Origin of the sequence: Klebsiella sp. GG_Kp173, assembly GCF_040062415.1 — a bacterium.
Lineage (GTDB): Bacteria > Pseudomonadota > Gammaproteobacteria > Enterobacterales > Enterobacteriaceae > Klebsiella > Klebsiella quasipneumoniae.
The window spans coordinates 132,987-147,555 of the sequence record NZ_JBEAFZ010000086.1 but is presented as its reverse complement, the minus strand read 5'-3'; the positions used below and the strand labels follow the sequence as shown (position 1 = coordinate 147,555).

Sequence of the window (14,569 nt, the reverse complement as noted above, 5' to 3'; positions counted from 1 at the left end):
CTTATCTGATGTGGGGGGCAATATGCTGAGCGATCAGCTCAATGGAACGCAGCGTATCCCGGTGCGAAGGCTCCACCGAGTGCACCTGAAACGAAATATCGGTAGCGCGGGCCAGCACGCTGTCTTGCGCCAGGGAGGCGATAACATGCTCAGGATCGCCGACGTGGGCATCAAGCTGCTGCAGATAGTCAGTGACACTGTCACCTTCTATCCGATGACCCGCTTCCCGGTGCTGTGCCGCCTGTTTGCGCAGGCCGGGTTCGGCGACCTGCAGGGCGTGGGCGTGGCTGTCAGCGACAAAGGCGGTGCGCGAGGCGAGGATCCGCGGCGCAACGCCGTCCGGCAGCGCCGACAGATAGGCGTCGATGATCGGGTTCTGAATGGCGTCCAGCGGCAGGCGCGGCTCACCGGGCGGCCGGGGCTGCGTGCGGGACAGCATCAGCCCGTGTCCCGCCTGACCGGCACGGATGGCGCCCTCCACCGAGAAGGTGGCGATCCAGATTCGCGCCGCCAGCTGCGGCGCCGGCGGATAGAGATGGTTGTCCGGGTGGCTGAGGGTGTCGCCGCGCCAGGCGCTGTGGATCAGGTGCAGATGGTCGGCAAACACCGCTCCGCGCTGCTCACTGGTCAGGCCGAAGGGCAGAAATGAGGTTGGCGTGCCGCCGGAGCCAAACCCCACCTCCAGACGCCCGTCGGTGAGTAAATCCAGCACCGCCGCGTCTTCGGCGACGCGTAGCGGATTTTCCATCGGCAACGTGATAATGGCTGTGCCGAGGCGAATGCGGTCAGTCTGCGCCGCGACGTGGGCGAGAAACACCAGCGGGGAAGGCAGGCCGCCTTCCTGTTCATGAAAATGGTGTTGGGCAATCCATGCGCTGTCGAAGCCGACGCGCTCCGCGTGGCGGATCTGTTCGGCCGCCAGCCGGTAGCGCGTTTGCGCAGAGCCCTGATCGAGCAGACGGGTAAAAAAGCCGAGGCGTTTAGGCATTATGCGTTCTCCGTATAGGGCTGCGCTAAGCGGTGGGAAACCTGGGGGATAGCGGCGATCAGCTCGCGGGTGTAGGCCTGCTGCGGGGCGGCGAACAGGCGGCCAACGTCGCCATGCTCCACCACCTGGCCGGCGCGCAGCACCGTGACGCTGTCGGCAATCCGCCTCACCGTCGCCAGATCGTGGGTAATGAACAGATAGCTCAGACCAAGCTGCTGCTGTAGCTGCTGCAGCAGGGCGAGGATCTGCGCCTGAACGGTGACGTCGAGCGCCGAGGTCGCTTCGTCAAGGACCAGGATCGCCGGCTCGAGGATCAGCGCTCGGGCAATCGCCACCCGCTGCCGCTGGCCGCCGGAAAGCTCCCGCGGCGTCCGCGACAGCAGCTCCGGGGCCAGTGCCACCCGGGCGGCGACGTGCTCCACACGCTGGCGACGCGTCGCCGCGCTGAGGCGCTCAAAGTTTTTTAATGGCTCTTCGATAATCGCGAACAGCGTTTGGCGCGGGTCGAGCGAGGCGAAGGGGTTCTGGTAGACAAACTGGATTTTGCGCCGCAGCTGACGCTGCGCCTCGCGGCTGAGATGCCCGGCGTCGATACCGTCGATGGTCACCTGTCCGGCGTCGGCGCGCTCGAAGCCCAGCAGGATCCGCGCCAGGGTGGTTTTTCCGGAGCCGGATTCGCCCACCAGCGCATGGGTGCTGCCGCGCCTGACCTCAAAGCTGACGCTGTCGAGCGCCTGCAGCGCCTGTTTGCCCAGCGAGAAGCGTTTGCTGATCCCGTCGACGCGAATGGCCGGCGTGGCCAGCGGACGAGGACGATCCGCCGTCAGCCTCAGCGGCGCGTCCTGCAGATCGCGGAGCAGCTGGCGGGTGTAAGGGTGCTGCGGACGCCGGACAATCGTCTCGGTGGCGCCTTGTTCCTGAATCTCGCCCTGGCGAAACACCATGATCCGGTCGGCGCGTTCGGCGGCCAGCGCCAGATCGTGGGTGACAAACAGCACGGCGGTTCCCGACTCGCGACGCAGGATATCGAGCAGGTCGAGAATGCGCTTCTGCACCGTGACGTCAAGGGCGCTGGTAGGCTCGTCGGCAATAATCAGATCCGGCTGCAGGGCAATGGCGATGGCGATCAGCACCCGCTGCTTCATCCCGCCCGACAGCTGATGCGGGTACTGGTCAAGACGCTGTTCCGGGTGGCTGAGCCCGACTTTAGCGAGCAGGTTGAGGACCTGCTGCCGGCGTTCGGCGGCGGAGAGGGATTGATGCAGTTGCAGAATCTCTTCCACCTGCTGACCAATGGTTTTTACTGGGTTAAGCGAATTGCCTGGGTCTTGCGGCACCAGGCTGATGCTCACTCCGCGCAGGCGGTTCAGGCGTTTTGCCGACCAGTCGCTAATCACTTCGCCATTGAGAATAATTCGCCCGGCGTCGCGGCGGGCATTATCCGCCAGCAGGCCGATAATCGCCTGCGCGGTAGTGGTTTTCCCCGAGCCAGATTCCCCAACGAAGGCCAGCATTTCGCCGCGCTGAATGGAAAAGCTGACGTTATGCACCACTTCGCGCCATTCGCCCCGCGAGCGGTAGCTGATGCGAAGATCTTCAACAGACAGAACGTTCATGGGCGTACTCCACTCCACTGGCGGCTAAGACGATTGGCGGCAAGGACCACCGCGACCACGGCGAGGCCGGGGAAGGTGGTCAGCCACCAGGCGGTCGACAGGTAATTACGACCTTCGGCGATCAGTAATCCCCACTCCGGGACCGGCGGCGGGGTGCCGTAGCCGAGGAAGCTGAGGGTGGCCAGAGCCAGCATCGCCTGACCAAACTGCAGCGTTGCGAAGGCGAGCACCGCGGTGAGCGAGTTGGGCAGGATATGACGCCAGAAGATGGCGAGAAAGGTGCCGCCGCTGCCCCGGGCCGCTTCGACGTAATCGCTGTGGCGCACGCGCACCACTTCCGCCCGCGCCAGGCGCGCGAAGCTGGCGATAGCCGCGACGCCGACCGCCACCGCCGCATTCACCGTGCCAAAACCCAGCAGAATGATCACCGTCAGCTGCAGCAGCAGCGAGGGGATGGCCAGCAGGACATCCACCAGGCGCATGAGGGTGGATTCCACGCGTCCGGCCAGTGCCCCGGCGAGGGTGCCAAGGGCGGTGCCGACCACCAGGCCGATGGCGACGGCGATTAGCGCCGCCGACAGAGAATGTACCGCGCCGTAAACCACCCGCGTCCACAGGTCGCGGCCCAGCTGGTCGGTGCCCAGCCAGTAGTGCGCCTGCGGCGCCAGGCGCTGAGCGCCGGGGATCCCTTCCAGTGGGTTAGCGGAGGTAAACCACTGTGGGGCAAGGGCCATTAACAGGGCGGTGATCATCACCGCCCACGCCAGCCACAGGCCTGGCTGCAGACGCACTCTGCGCCACTCCGGGCGGCGGCGAACCGCGATGGCATAGTCGACCAGGCTCATTTCACACCTCCGGTCTGTAATTGGAGTCGGGGATCAAGCCGCGGCATGACCAGGTCGACCAGCAGGTTGATCAGGACGAAACCGAGGGCGGAGATCATCACCACCGCCTGCAGCACAGCAATATCCTGGTTATTCACCGCCTGCTGGGTCAGCTGCCCGAGGCCGCTGCGGCCGAAGATGGTCTCGGTGATCAGCGCCCCGGCAATCAGCTCGCCCAGCAGTAGCCCGGCTATGTTCAGCGCAGGCAGCAGGGCGTTACCCATCACATGGCGCCAGAGGACGCCGGTCTCGCTCATTCCCTTGGCGCGGGCGACCGCGACGAAGGGCTGAACCGCCACCTGATCCATGCTGCGCATCAGGATCTGCGCCAGCGGGGCGGAGATGGGCAGCGCGACGGCGATAACCGGTAAAATCAGCCCTTCCAGCGGACCGGGGTTGATCACCGGGATCCAGCGCAACTGAAACGAAAAGAGCTGGATCAGGGCGATACCCAGCCAGAAGGTGGGCAGCGAGATAAACAGCACCGGCAGCGACTGCAGGAGGTTGCTCAGCCAGCGCAGCCCCGGCAGACGCGAGGCGAAGGCGAGGGTGAACGCCAGGATCACGGCCAGCAGGAAGGCCGGCAGGGCGAGGCTTAAGGTATCCGGCAGGTAGCTGGCAATCAGGCTACTGACCGCCAGACCCGCCTGCAGGGAATAGCCAAAGTCGCCGTGCAGCATTGCCAGCAGCGTGTGCAGGTACTGGCGCCACAGCGGGCTGTCGGCGCCGTAGGCCAGCCGCATGTCGGCGATTTGCGCCGGGCTCAGACCGAGGTCCGGGTTCTGAAACTTGATCAGCACCGCATCCCCTGGCAGCACCTGCAGCAGGAAAAAGGTGAGGGTAAAGGCCGCCCACAGGACCAGCAGCCCCTGACCGAACCGTCGCAGAAGATAAGCGCTCATATCCGGCCTCTTAATGTTTATCCAGCCAGGCGCTGTAGAACGACGGACGACCGACGGCCTCGAAGCTGACGCCTTTCACCCACGGCGCGCCGGCGAACACCTGCGGCTCTTCGAAAATCGGGATCACATAGGCGTTTTCGATCAGATAGCGCTGGGCATCGCCGGTTAACTGCAGACGCTGCTGTGGCTCCACCGCCGCGGAGATGCCGGTCAGCAGATCGTTCAGCTTATCATCGCGGAAGTGCTGTACTTTATCGCTGGAGCCGCCTTTCTGCAGCAGCGCGTCGCGGTTGTTGGGGAAAAACATGCTTTTTACCACATCCGGATCGGCGCGGCCCACTTCCGAAACGGTGAGCGGCGTTTTCTGCGGGTCGAGGTTGTCAAGCGTACGGCTGCCGGCATCCCCGGCTTTGACCGTTAACGCGACTCCCACCTGGCGCCATTGCTGGGCGATCAGCTGCAGCACCTCTTTATTCTGCGGCTGCGGGAGCGACTCATAGACCGTCAGTGCCAGCCGCTGCCCGTCTTTGCTGCGAATCCCGTCGGCGGCCGCTTTCCAGCCGGCCTCATCCAGCAACTGCCGGGCTTTGGCCTGGTCGAAGGTCAGTTTATCGCTCAGATTGACATAGCCGGCGGCAGAGCTGGCCAGCACGGAGGTGGCTTGCGGGTAGTTAGCGGAGAACAGCGTCTCCACCACCTGTTTGGCGTTGGTGGCATGGAGCAGGGCCTGGCGCACCCGCAGGTCGGCGACCAGAGGGTTATCCGGGCGGAAGCTCAGGCTGTCGTTGACCCCGCGGGTAGGGGCGGCGTAGACCTTAAATCCCTGATCGGTCGCCTGCTTTTCATCGTAGGCCTGCACCTGGCGAATAAAGCCCGCCTGGCCGGCCAGCAGCGCGCCGATGCGCACGCTGTCTTCCGGGGTCACAATATAGGTGATGCCGTCGAGGTTGGCGGGCCCCTGCTGGGCGATGTTTTTCGGCCCCCACTGATAATCCTTGCGCGCCACCAGCGTCAGCTCGCGGCCCGGTTTTTCATCCTGCACCACAAAGGGACCGGAGCCGATGATATGCCGGGCATCGCCCAGCTCCTCAAAATTGCGCTGCAGGGTGCTGAGGGACACCAGACCGGAGCCGATGGTGGCGGTCCCTTGCAGAAAGCCCGGCGACGGTTTGTTGAAGTAAAATTTCACCGTCAGCGGGTCGATCACTTCGCTGCGCTGGTAGTTATTGATCACCTCCGAGACAGGCAGGCGGTGGGCTTTATCGCCCAGCCCATAGGTGTCGAAGTTTTTGGCGACGGCGGCGGCATCCAGCGGCGTACCGTCCGAGAAGGTGACCCCTTTGCGCAGGTGGAAAGTGTACTCGGTTTTATCGGCATTACTGGTCCAGCTCTCGGCGATCCACGGCTCAATCTCCAGCGTTTTCGGGTTCTGCCAGGTCAGCTTGTCGGTGATCTGATTGAGAATGCCGCCGTTTGGATAAAAGCCGCCGGCGGGTGGATAGAGATTGGTGTGCGGTTGCTGCTCCAGATAAATTAAGGTACCGCCTTTAACCGGCGTGTCGGCGGCCCAGACGGAAAAGGCGCCGGAAAGAAACAGCGCGGCCAGCGCGGGCAGGCGAAAATGACGATGCATGGTGAATTCCTTTGTTATCTATTGTCTTGCCATCATCGGGCGCGGCTAAAAACAAAGGAACCAAGGAATTGCGCTAAGCATTTGCGGAAATTGCATTTACTTTTCGCGGCGGGAAGCGAGGGGAAGCGCCTCTCCCGGGCGGGAGAGGCGCTGGCGATTAGCTACGCAGATCGATAACCATACGGCCGCGGATCTGACCCTGCTCCATCTCTTTAAAAATGGCGTTGATATCTTCCAGCGGGCGCAGGGTGACTTTCGGCACCACTTTGCCTTCGGCGGCGAACTGGAAGGCTTCCACCAAATCCTGACGGGTACCGACCAGCGAGCCGACCACTTCGATGCCGTCGAGCACCAGACGTGGAATATCGAGGCTCATTGCTTCCGGCGGCAGGCCTACCGCCACCACGCGGCCGCCGGCGCGAACGGCATCCACCGCCGAGTTAAAGGCCGCTTTAGCCACCGCGGTCACCACGGCAGCATGCGCGCCGCCGGTTTTTTCCTGAATCACTTTCGCCGCATCTTCATTGCGCGAGTTAATGGTCAGATCGGCGCCCATCGAGGCCGCCAGCTCCAGCTGGCCGTCGTTGACGTCGATGGCGATCACTTTGGCGTTAAAGACATTCTTGGCATACTGCAGCGCCAGGTTGCCCAGGCCGCCGAGGCCGTAGATAGCGATCCACTGGCCCGGTTTGATGTGGGAGACCTTAACGGCTTTGTAGGTGGTGACCCCGGCGCAGGTGATGCTGCTGGCGGCGGCGGAGTCGAGGCCGTCCGGGACTTTAACCGCGTAGTTGGCGGTGACGATGCACTCTTCCGCCATGCCGCCGTCGACGGTATAACCGGCGTTTTTCACCGAGCGGCACAGCGTCTCGTTGCCGCTGTTACAGTATTCGCAGTGGCCGCAGCCTTCGAAGAACCACGCCACGCTGGCGCGATCGCCCGGCTTCAGGGAGGTGACGCCAGGGCCGACTTTTTGTACTACCCCGATCCCTTCATGACCAAGAATAACGCCGGTTTTATCGCCAAAATCGCCGTTTTTCACGTGCAGGTCAGTATGACACACGCCGCAGCATTCCATTTTCAACAGCGCTTCGCCGTATTCCAGCGGGCGCAGCGTTTTTTCCGTAACGTTAACCTGATGGTCGTGGGTAACAACAGCTGCCTTCATGCCTGTCTCCTTGTGAGGGGAATGATTAATTTTATTAATGCAATACTACCTAATAAGGATTAGACGCTATGGGGGAAAAAAACAAGGCGCTTTAGTATAGGATGTGGTTTTTTGCTACAACGATAGCACAAAATTCAGACAATACCTCTAATTTTGGTAGGTAATAATAGCGTCACTGAATGGTCATGTTTTCTTCATCACTCAACTCTATTGTTTTGCGCATCAATTTCTTATAACAACAGAGTGATACATCAATGCATCTGGTCAAAACGCTCCTCACTGCCGGTCTGCTTTTTTCCGCCGCCGCACAGGCTCACAATGTGCTGGAATTCCCGCAGCCGGAAAACAATCCCGAAGAGTTTTACGCGGTCACCGAGATCCCGGCTGGCGGGATCATTAAGTATGAAACCGACGCCAAAACAGGATTTATCATCGCCGACCGCTTTCAGTCGATGCCGGTGGCTTACCCGGCAAACTACGGTTCATTAACCCAGTCGCTGGCCGGGGATGGCGACCCGCTGGACGTGGTGTTTTACACCCGCGCGCCAATGGCCCCGGGCACGCTGATTAAGCTGCGGCCGATCGGCGTCCTTAAGATGGTAGACGGCGGTGAGAAAGACGACAAAATCATCGCCGTGCCGGCCAGTAAAATTGATCCCACCTATGACGATATCAAGACCATCGCCGATTTGCCGAAAATCGAGCAGCAGCGGCTGGAGGCCTTCTTCCGGGTCTATAAAGAACTGCCGGAGGGGCGGAAAAAGGTCGAGCTGGCTGGGTTTAATGATGCCGCCGCCGCGAAGCAGGAGATCAAATCGGCCTGGGAAGCCTGGAAGGGGAAGAACCCGCAATAATATTCATCGCGGGCGCAGTCCGGCGCCCGCAGCATTCCATCATCCGATACGCTACCCAGCCGTACTGGAGGGTTTATCCTCTTGACGCGTCCTGCAATAGATGGTTGTATAATACAACTATATCTTGATCTGGACGCATCGCTATGGCTGACACCTCCTTAATCCAACAGATCCGTACCGCCTCACGGTTAATGGTGCGCGAGCTCGGTTTTATGAACACCACGCTGGCCGCCACCCACTATTCGCCGTCGGCGGTGCATACCCTGCTCGAAGTGTCGGTGAGAGGGGCGATGACCGCCGCCCAGCTGGTGACTTTGCTGGGCCTGGAAAAATCGAGCGTCAGCCGGATGGTTGCCCGTCTGCTGGCGGCCGGGGAGCTGGAGGAACGTCCCTGCGCGGAGGATGCGCGGTCTAAATCGCTGGCGCTGACCGCCAAGGGGCACGATACGGTGGCGATAATCAACGCGTGGGCTACCCGCCGGGTGGTGGAGGCGTTAGGCCATCTGGATGAGCCGCAGCAGCGGACCGTCGCCAGCGGACTGGCGGCCTATGCGCAGGCGCTGGCGCAGTGTCGGGATATCGCGCTGGCGGATACGACCCCGCAGATTTCGCTGGTGACCGGCTATCAGCCGGGGATGATCGGCCGGATAGCCCAGATGCACGGGGAGTATTACGCCCGGCACCATGACTTCGGCGCTTTTTTTGAAGGCAAGGTCGCCAGCGGCGTGGCGGAATTTGCCACCCGGCTTTCCTCGCCGGCCAACCAGATCTGGCTGGCGATGCGCGAGGGGAAGATTGTCGGTTCGGTGGCGATCGATGGCGAGGATCTCGGCCAGCAGCAGGCGCATCTACGCTGGTTCATTCTCGATGACAGCTGTCGGGGAACCGGCATTGGCAGGCGGCTCCTCAGTGAGGCGATGGCTTTCTGCGATAGTCGTCAGTTCAGCGCCGTTCAGCTGTGGACGTTTAAAGGTCTGGACGCGGCCCGCAAACTGTATGAGTCCTTTGGCTTCACGTTAACCTGCGAATGGCAGGGGGATCAGTGGGGAAAGGTGATGACCGAGCAGCAGTTTACCCGGCCAGGCAACGCCGGCTAAGGGCGGGGTGCCTTAGCCGGCGGGGGGGCGAAGATTACCCCAGTTGATTAAGCAGCCGGGCGATCTCCTCTCGCCACTGCGCCTGCAGCGCAGGCTTTTGATGTTTCGGCTTACGGGCCATGTCGTCCGCCAGCCATTGCTCCAGAGCGATCAGGCGCGCCAGCAGCGCTTCTTCATCATCAGCCGCGAGTGACGGCTCCTGAGGTGAGGAGGCCACTGTCGTGGTGGAGGGCTGCGCCTGCAGACGGGCATAAACCTCTTCCAGACTGTGCCACTCCGTTAGCCCGGCGCTGTCGATCAGCCAGAAGCGGTTACAGCTTTCGCTAATAAGCTGGCGGTCATGACTAACCAGCAGCACGCCGCCGGGGTAGTCGCGGAGCGTCTGCGCCAGCGCAGCTTTGCCCTCCATATCAAGATGGTTGGTGGGTTCATCCAGCAACAGCAGGCTGTAGCGCGCCAGCGACAGGCCGACGAACAGCAGCCGCGACCGCTCACCGCCGCTGAGGGTGCTGACCTTCTGACCATGCCTCGCCCAGCCAAATCCGGCGGCGATCAGCGCCCGTTTCCGGGTGTCCGCCGACGGGGCGAACGGCGTCAGGGCGTCGAGCAGGCTGGCATCGTCCGGCAATTGCGCCAGCGTCTGGTCGTAATACCCGGGGTGAAGCCGGGGGTGCAGACGCAGCCCCGGAAGAGGCGATGCGTCGTTCATCTGCTGCCACAGCAGGCGCAGCAAGGACGATTTACCGCCGCCGTTGCGCCCCATGATGGCCACGCGATCTCCGCTGCGCAGTCGCGCCACGCCGGTGGTAAACAGGGCCGGCAGTCCCGGCGCGGGGGCCACCGGCAGCCTGTCCATCTCCAGCAGGCGGTCCGCCGGCAGGGCGTCCCCTTGCAACACCAGGCGCCACGGCGGGCCGACGCTGAGCTCAGTCTGCTCGTCTTTCAGGCGGGCGACCTGCTTCTCCATCTGTTTGGCTTTGCGGGCGAGATCTTCGTTGTCATACACCCGACCCCAGGTGGCCAGCCGCCGGGCGCTGGCGCTGACCCGGTCGATCTCTTTTTGCTCGGCCTTATGACGTAATGCGGCGCTTTCATCCTGCTCCTGCAGTGCCTGACGGGCAGCGCTGCAGGGTAAGGCGAAGCTGTGCAGCGTCTGGTCGCGAAGGATCCAACTGGCATTAGTTACAGCATCCAGTAAGGTGTTGTCATGTGACACCAGCACGAAGCTCCCCTGCCAGGTTTGCAGAAAGCTTTCCAGCCACAACAGGGTGGGCAGATCGAGATGGTTGCCGGGCTCATCCAGCAGCAGCAGGTCAGGCTGGCGGATCAGCGCCCGGGCCAGCAGCAGGCGCGTGTGCTGCCCGCCGCTTAGGGTGCTGGTTTGCTGCGCCATCACCGCCGGCGTGAATCCCATCTGCGCCAGCAGGCGTTCGGCCAGCCAGCGCTGGGCTTCCCGGGCGTCGGCGGGTAACGGGGCCAGCACCGCCTGAAGCAGTGACTGCGAACGCAGCGCCTCCGGCTGATGCTGTTCAACGCGGGCCATCAGACACTGACCGGCGAGCGAGACGCTGCCCGAGGTGGGCGCGAGGGTGCCGTCCAGCACCTGCAGCAGGGTGCTTTTGCCACAACCGTTATGGCCAATGAGACCGATACGGTCGCCTTTCTTCAGGGTGAAGGAGAGGGTGTTAAACAGCGGCCCAAAAGCCGTCTCCACGTGGAGCGCATGGGCAGTTAGTAATGTACTCATAGTCAACTTACTCAAGAGTTACAGGCATGCGAATGCCTCGTCAAAACTCGCTGACGATAACCCGGTAAGCCGGAGAGAAGGGATTCTGTGAAGGGTCTTCGCTCAAGCCAAAGTTATCGCAGCACGATACCGATAACGCTTGAGCTGGCGCCATTGCCTAAGGCATGTGAAACAATAAACATTTCACAATACAGCATGGGGGCCTCCTTTTATATTCAGTAAGTGAATGGGTGACGGCAGTGTAGTGGGGAAAGGAAAAATGCGCCAGTGACAAAACTGGCAGGGGGCGTCCCCGCCAGCTTTCGCCTGCGCCACTTTTGCCTACGAAGCCGGGTTGGCGCAGAGGACTTATGTGTTTGCTAGAACATGATGGGAAACCAGCGGGCGTGGTCGCGGGTATATTCCGTCATCGCCTGGGGATCCTTTATCGCCTGGCAGGGAGCCTCGAGAATATTCGGATACTCATCCGGATACCAATCCTCTTCGGTCGTTAAGGTAAAAAAGCGAGACTCCCGGTGGGTTTCACAGGTATAGGCGTTTTTAATATTGTCGGCTTTGCGATATCCCTTGGGATCGCGATATTCGATATACACTTTGTACTCAGAGCGGGTACCCCGCCACGCGCCCGGCTCCGGTTTCTGCCAGCGGACCGTCTGGTAGTAGCGCTCCCGCTCGCCGTAGCGATAGACGGTGGACTCCCCGCCGGGAATAAGGTCGGGCTTCAGGAAGAGGAACATCAGCCCCGCCAGCAGCAGTAACACCGGTGGGAGAGTGTGGGTCAGCAGCCGCGGCGCCCGACGGTTAACCAGCAGCAGCCAGAGCAGCGGCGGGATCAGGCTGACGATAACAGCGAAGAGGATTTTCGCCGGCGTGTAGAGTTCATGCACCGACACCTCGCCGGCTTTTGCCGCGTAAAGCGCCTGCTTATCGCCGAAATACCAGTACTCGCCGTGAAAGGCGCTAATGGCGCTCACCAGCAGCAGCCCGCTAAACAGCCCCAGCCAGACCCGTAATAGCGGTTGCAGAACGATTTTTTGCTGGCTCATTTAGGCTACCTCACCAGGGAGAGGGGCGATCGGGCGGGCAATCATGATTGCCGTGTCGCTGAGCGCGTTCAGATCGTTTACCGGAGCGCACTGGCGAGCCATGACCTGCGGATCGCGGTCCGGAAACCAGCCCTCATTGAATGACAGGGTGTAAAACTGGGTATGCCGCTGCACTTCACAGCGCCAGGCGCGGCGAAGATTGTTTCTGTCGATAGGCCAGCGGGGATCTTTCGCTTCAACAAAAATCTCATATTTAGAGGGCTGAGTGATACGTTGGTTAGAATTTGTCTTCATCCAGAAAATAGCAGTGTAATAAACGTTGTGTTTCCCGTACTGAATACTGGCATCCCGTCCGGGGGTGACCTCCGGATGGAGGAAAATAAAGGTCCCGGCGGTAATCAGTACCATCAGCGGGAATAGCGGATGCTGTATCGGCCGCCAGGGAATATTACGCACCGCCAACAGCCAGACCAGAGTCAGAAACAACACGTAGAGCAGGGCGAAGAAGAATTTACTCGGCGTATAGATGACGATATCTACCAGATCGCCGGTGGCGGGCTGATACTGCTCAGCGCGCGGGGTGAGCATCCACATATCGCCGCCAGAGAGGCACAGGCCGGCGATGATGGCGATACCACCCGTGAGGAGTAAGACAATCCGGATCAGAATAGCATTCGCTTTATTCGCGTCAGGGGTAAATTTTTGCATTTCACATTCCGTTGTGAGGGGGTGAGAAACAACTATTTTGCACAGCGGAGGGCGCGCGGCAAATGCTATCCGTTTTCTATTTTTACGATAAATGAATATGGGCGGAAAAGGCGTTTCTGTGGCGGGAAATATTATCCGGACGCTATTAATAACCGGGCCGATCGTTCGGCCCGGTGAGCGCGATTAAATTGAGGTGCGGCGGTAATTACGATATTCCGGCAGCCAGAAATTATCGCTGATGGACTGCAGCAGCGCTTCTGCGGAGGTTTTCACCGCCACGCCCTGCTCCTGAGCCACCTTACCGACCGCGAAGGCGATCGCCCGCGAGACGGTCTGGATATCCTTCAGCTCCGGCAGCACCGGACCTTCACCGTTGTTCACCAGCGGCGAGTGTTTCGCCAGGGTTTCGCTGGCGGCCATCAGCATCTCGTCGGTGACCCGCGACGCGCCGGAGGCGATCACCCCCAGACCAATGCCCGGGAAGATATAGGAGTTGTTGCACTGGGCGATGGGGTACTGTTTGCCTTTGACGGTAACCGGGGCAAACGGACTGCCGGTGGCGACCAGCGCCTCGCCGTCGGTCCAGCTCAGGATATTCTGCGGCGTGGCTTCCACCCGTGACGTTGGGTTGGAGAGCGGCATCACGATTGGCCGCGGGCAATGCTTGTGCATCTCGCGGATAATCTCTTCCGTGAACAGCCCCGGCTGACCGGAAACGCCGATCAGGATGTTCGGTTTCACGTTGCGCACCACGTCGAGCAGGGAAAGTACATCGTTAGTGGTATCCCAGCCCTGCAGATGTTCACGTTTCTGCACCAGCTTGTTCTGGAACGGCAGCAGATTAGGCATGCCGTCGGTTAACAGGCCAAAGCGGTCAACCATGAACACGCGCTGGCGGGCCTCTTCTTCACTGAGTCCTTCGCGGACGATCTGGGCGATAATTTGCTCGGCGATGCCGCAGCCGGCGGAGCCCGCCCCGAGGAAGACAATTTTCTGTTCGCTCAGCTGACTGCCGGCGCCGCGGCTGGCGGCGATCAGCGTCCCGACGGTCACCGCCGCGGTACCCTGGATATCGTCGTTAAAGGAGCAGATCTCATTGCGATAGCGGTTGAGCAGCGGCATGGCGTTCTTCTGCGCAAAGTCTTCAAACTGCAGCAGCACGTCCGGCCAGCGGGCCTTAATCGCCTGGATCACGTCGTCAACGAACTGGTAGTACTCGTCATCGGTAATACGCGGGTGGCGCCAGCCCATATACAGCGGATCGTCCAGCAACTGCTGGTTGTTTGTCCCGACGTCCAGCACGATGGGCAGGGTGTAAGCCGGACTGATGCCGCCGCAGGTGGTGTACAGCGACAGTTTGCCGATCGGGATCCCCATCCCGCCGATGCCCTGGTCGCCGAGGCCGAGGATACGCTCGCCATCGGTCACCACAATCACTTTGACGTTATGGTTCGGGACGTTCTGCAGAATGTCGTCAAGATTATGGCGATTCTGGTAGGAGATAAAGACGCCGCGGGCGCGACGGTAAATCTCGGAGAAACGTTCGCAGGCGGCGCCTACCGTCGGGGTATAAATAACCGGCATCATCTCTTCGAGATGGTTGCCAATCAGGCGATAGAAAAGGGTCTCGTTGGTGTCCTGGATGTTACGCAGGTAAATGTGTTTGTCGATTTCTGTTTTGAATCCCTGATACTGGATCCAGGCGCGTTCCGCTTGCTCTTCGATGGTTTCAACCACTTCCGGCAGCAGGCCAAGAAGGTTGAAACTGCTGCGCTCTTCCATACTGAAGGCGCTGCCCTTGTTGAGCAGGGGGAATTCAAGCAGAACGGGACCCGCGTAGGGGATGTACAGGGAACGGTTTTTCTTATGGGTAAATTGCATCGCACTAACTCCTTGATCGTGTCCACAGTCCCGGCGCGGCGATAA

General features: G+C 61.0%; 12 protein-coding genes. 2 read left to right on the top strand and 10 right to left on the bottom strand.

The window, feature by feature from the left end:
* Position 1 precedes the first annotated feature (1 nt).
* The 6 genes from ABLU50_RS21490 to adhP all read right to left on the bottom strand — a co-directional run bounded on the left by ABLU50_RS21490 (position 2) and on the right by adhP (position 7,191).
* Positions 2–988, bottom strand: a complete 987-nt coding sequence (locus ABLU50_RS21490) for a putative FMN-dependent luciferase-like monooxygenase (RefSeq protein ID WP_023318360.1) — start codon at positions 986–988, stop codon at positions 2–4.
* Positions 988–2,604 carry an ABC transporter ATP-binding protein gene (locus ABLU50_RS21485; protein WP_087833051.1) on the bottom strand — a complete coding sequence of 539 codons (1,617 nt, stop codon included), beginning with the start codon at positions 2,602–2,604 and terminating at the stop codon, positions 988–990. Before ABLU50_RS21485 ends, ABLU50_RS21490 begins: the two co-directional genes overlap by 1 nt.
* Complete coding sequence (locus ABLU50_RS21480; RefSeq protein WP_017900524.1) at positions 2,601–3,449, bottom strand: ABC transporter permease; 849 nt, start codon at positions 3,447–3,449, stop codon at positions 2,601–2,603. The genes ABLU50_RS21485 and ABLU50_RS21480 overlap by 4 nt, the downstream gene beginning before the upstream one ends.
* Positions 3,446–4,390, bottom strand: a complete 945-nt coding sequence (locus ABLU50_RS21475; protein ID WP_087833052.1) for an ABC transporter permease — start codon at positions 4,388–4,390, stop codon at positions 3,446–3,448. Before ABLU50_RS21475 ends, ABLU50_RS21480 begins: the two co-directional genes overlap by 4 nt.
* Before the next feature lie 10 nt (positions 4,391–4,400).
* Positions 4,401–6,023, bottom strand: coding sequence for a TIGR04028 family ABC transporter substrate-binding protein (locus tag ABLU50_RS21470; protein ID WP_004202659.1), 1,623 nt, complete (start codon positions 6,021–6,023; stop codon positions 4,401–4,403).
* 157 nt (positions 6,024–6,180) lie between these two features.
* Positions 6,181–7,191, bottom strand: coding sequence for an alcohol dehydrogenase AdhP (adhP, locus tag ABLU50_RS21465; RefSeq protein WP_004202657.1), 1,011 nt, complete (start codon positions 7,189–7,191; stop codon positions 6,181–6,183).
* A gap of 254 nt (positions 7,192–7,445) precedes the next feature.
* Here adhP and ABLU50_RS21460 point away from each other — a divergent pair, with 254 nt between their 5' ends.
* Both ABLU50_RS21460 and ABLU50_RS21455 read left to right on the top strand, forming a co-directional pair.
* Entirely contained in the window at positions 7,446–8,045 is a 600-nt protein-coding gene (locus ABLU50_RS21460) for an inorganic diphosphatase (RefSeq protein ID WP_004202655.1), read from the top strand.
* A 143-nt stretch (positions 8,046–8,188) separates the two neighbouring features.
* On the top strand, positions 8,189–9,142 hold the full coding sequence (locus ABLU50_RS21455; RefSeq protein WP_087833053.1) for a helix-turn-helix domain-containing GNAT family N-acetyltransferase: 954 nt from the start codon (positions 8,189–8,191) through the stop codon (positions 9,140–9,142).
* A gap of 34 nt (positions 9,143–9,176) precedes the next feature.
* On the opposite strand, the gene ABLU50_RS21450 is transcribed toward ABLU50_RS21455, so the two are convergent.
* The 4 genes from ABLU50_RS21450 to ABLU50_RS21435 all read right to left on the bottom strand — a co-directional run bounded on the left by ABLU50_RS21450 (position 9,177) and on the right by ABLU50_RS21435 (position 14,524).
* Positions 9,177–10,889 carry an ABC-F family ATP-binding cassette domain-containing protein gene (locus ABLU50_RS21450; protein ID WP_087833054.1) on the bottom strand — a complete coding sequence of 571 codons (1,713 nt, stop codon included), beginning with the start codon at positions 10,887–10,889 and terminating at the stop codon, positions 9,177–9,179.
* Between the two features lie 359 nt (positions 10,890–11,248).
* Entirely contained in the window at positions 11,249–11,935 is a 687-nt protein-coding gene (locus ABLU50_RS21445; RefSeq protein ID WP_087833055.1) for a hypothetical protein, read from the bottom strand.
* Positions 11,936–12,643 (bottom strand): glycosyl transferase, encoded by a 708-nt coding sequence (locus ABLU50_RS21440; protein ID WP_087833056.1) that lies wholly within the window; start codon positions 12,641–12,643, stop codon positions 11,936–11,938.
* Between the two features lie 183 nt (positions 12,644–12,826).
* Positions 12,827–14,524 carry an NAD-dependent malic enzyme gene (locus ABLU50_RS21435; protein ID WP_004202648.1) on the bottom strand — a complete coding sequence of 566 codons (1,698 nt, stop codon included), beginning with the start codon at positions 14,522–14,524 and terminating at the stop codon, positions 12,827–12,829.
* Positions 14,525–14,569 lie beyond the last annotated feature (45 nt).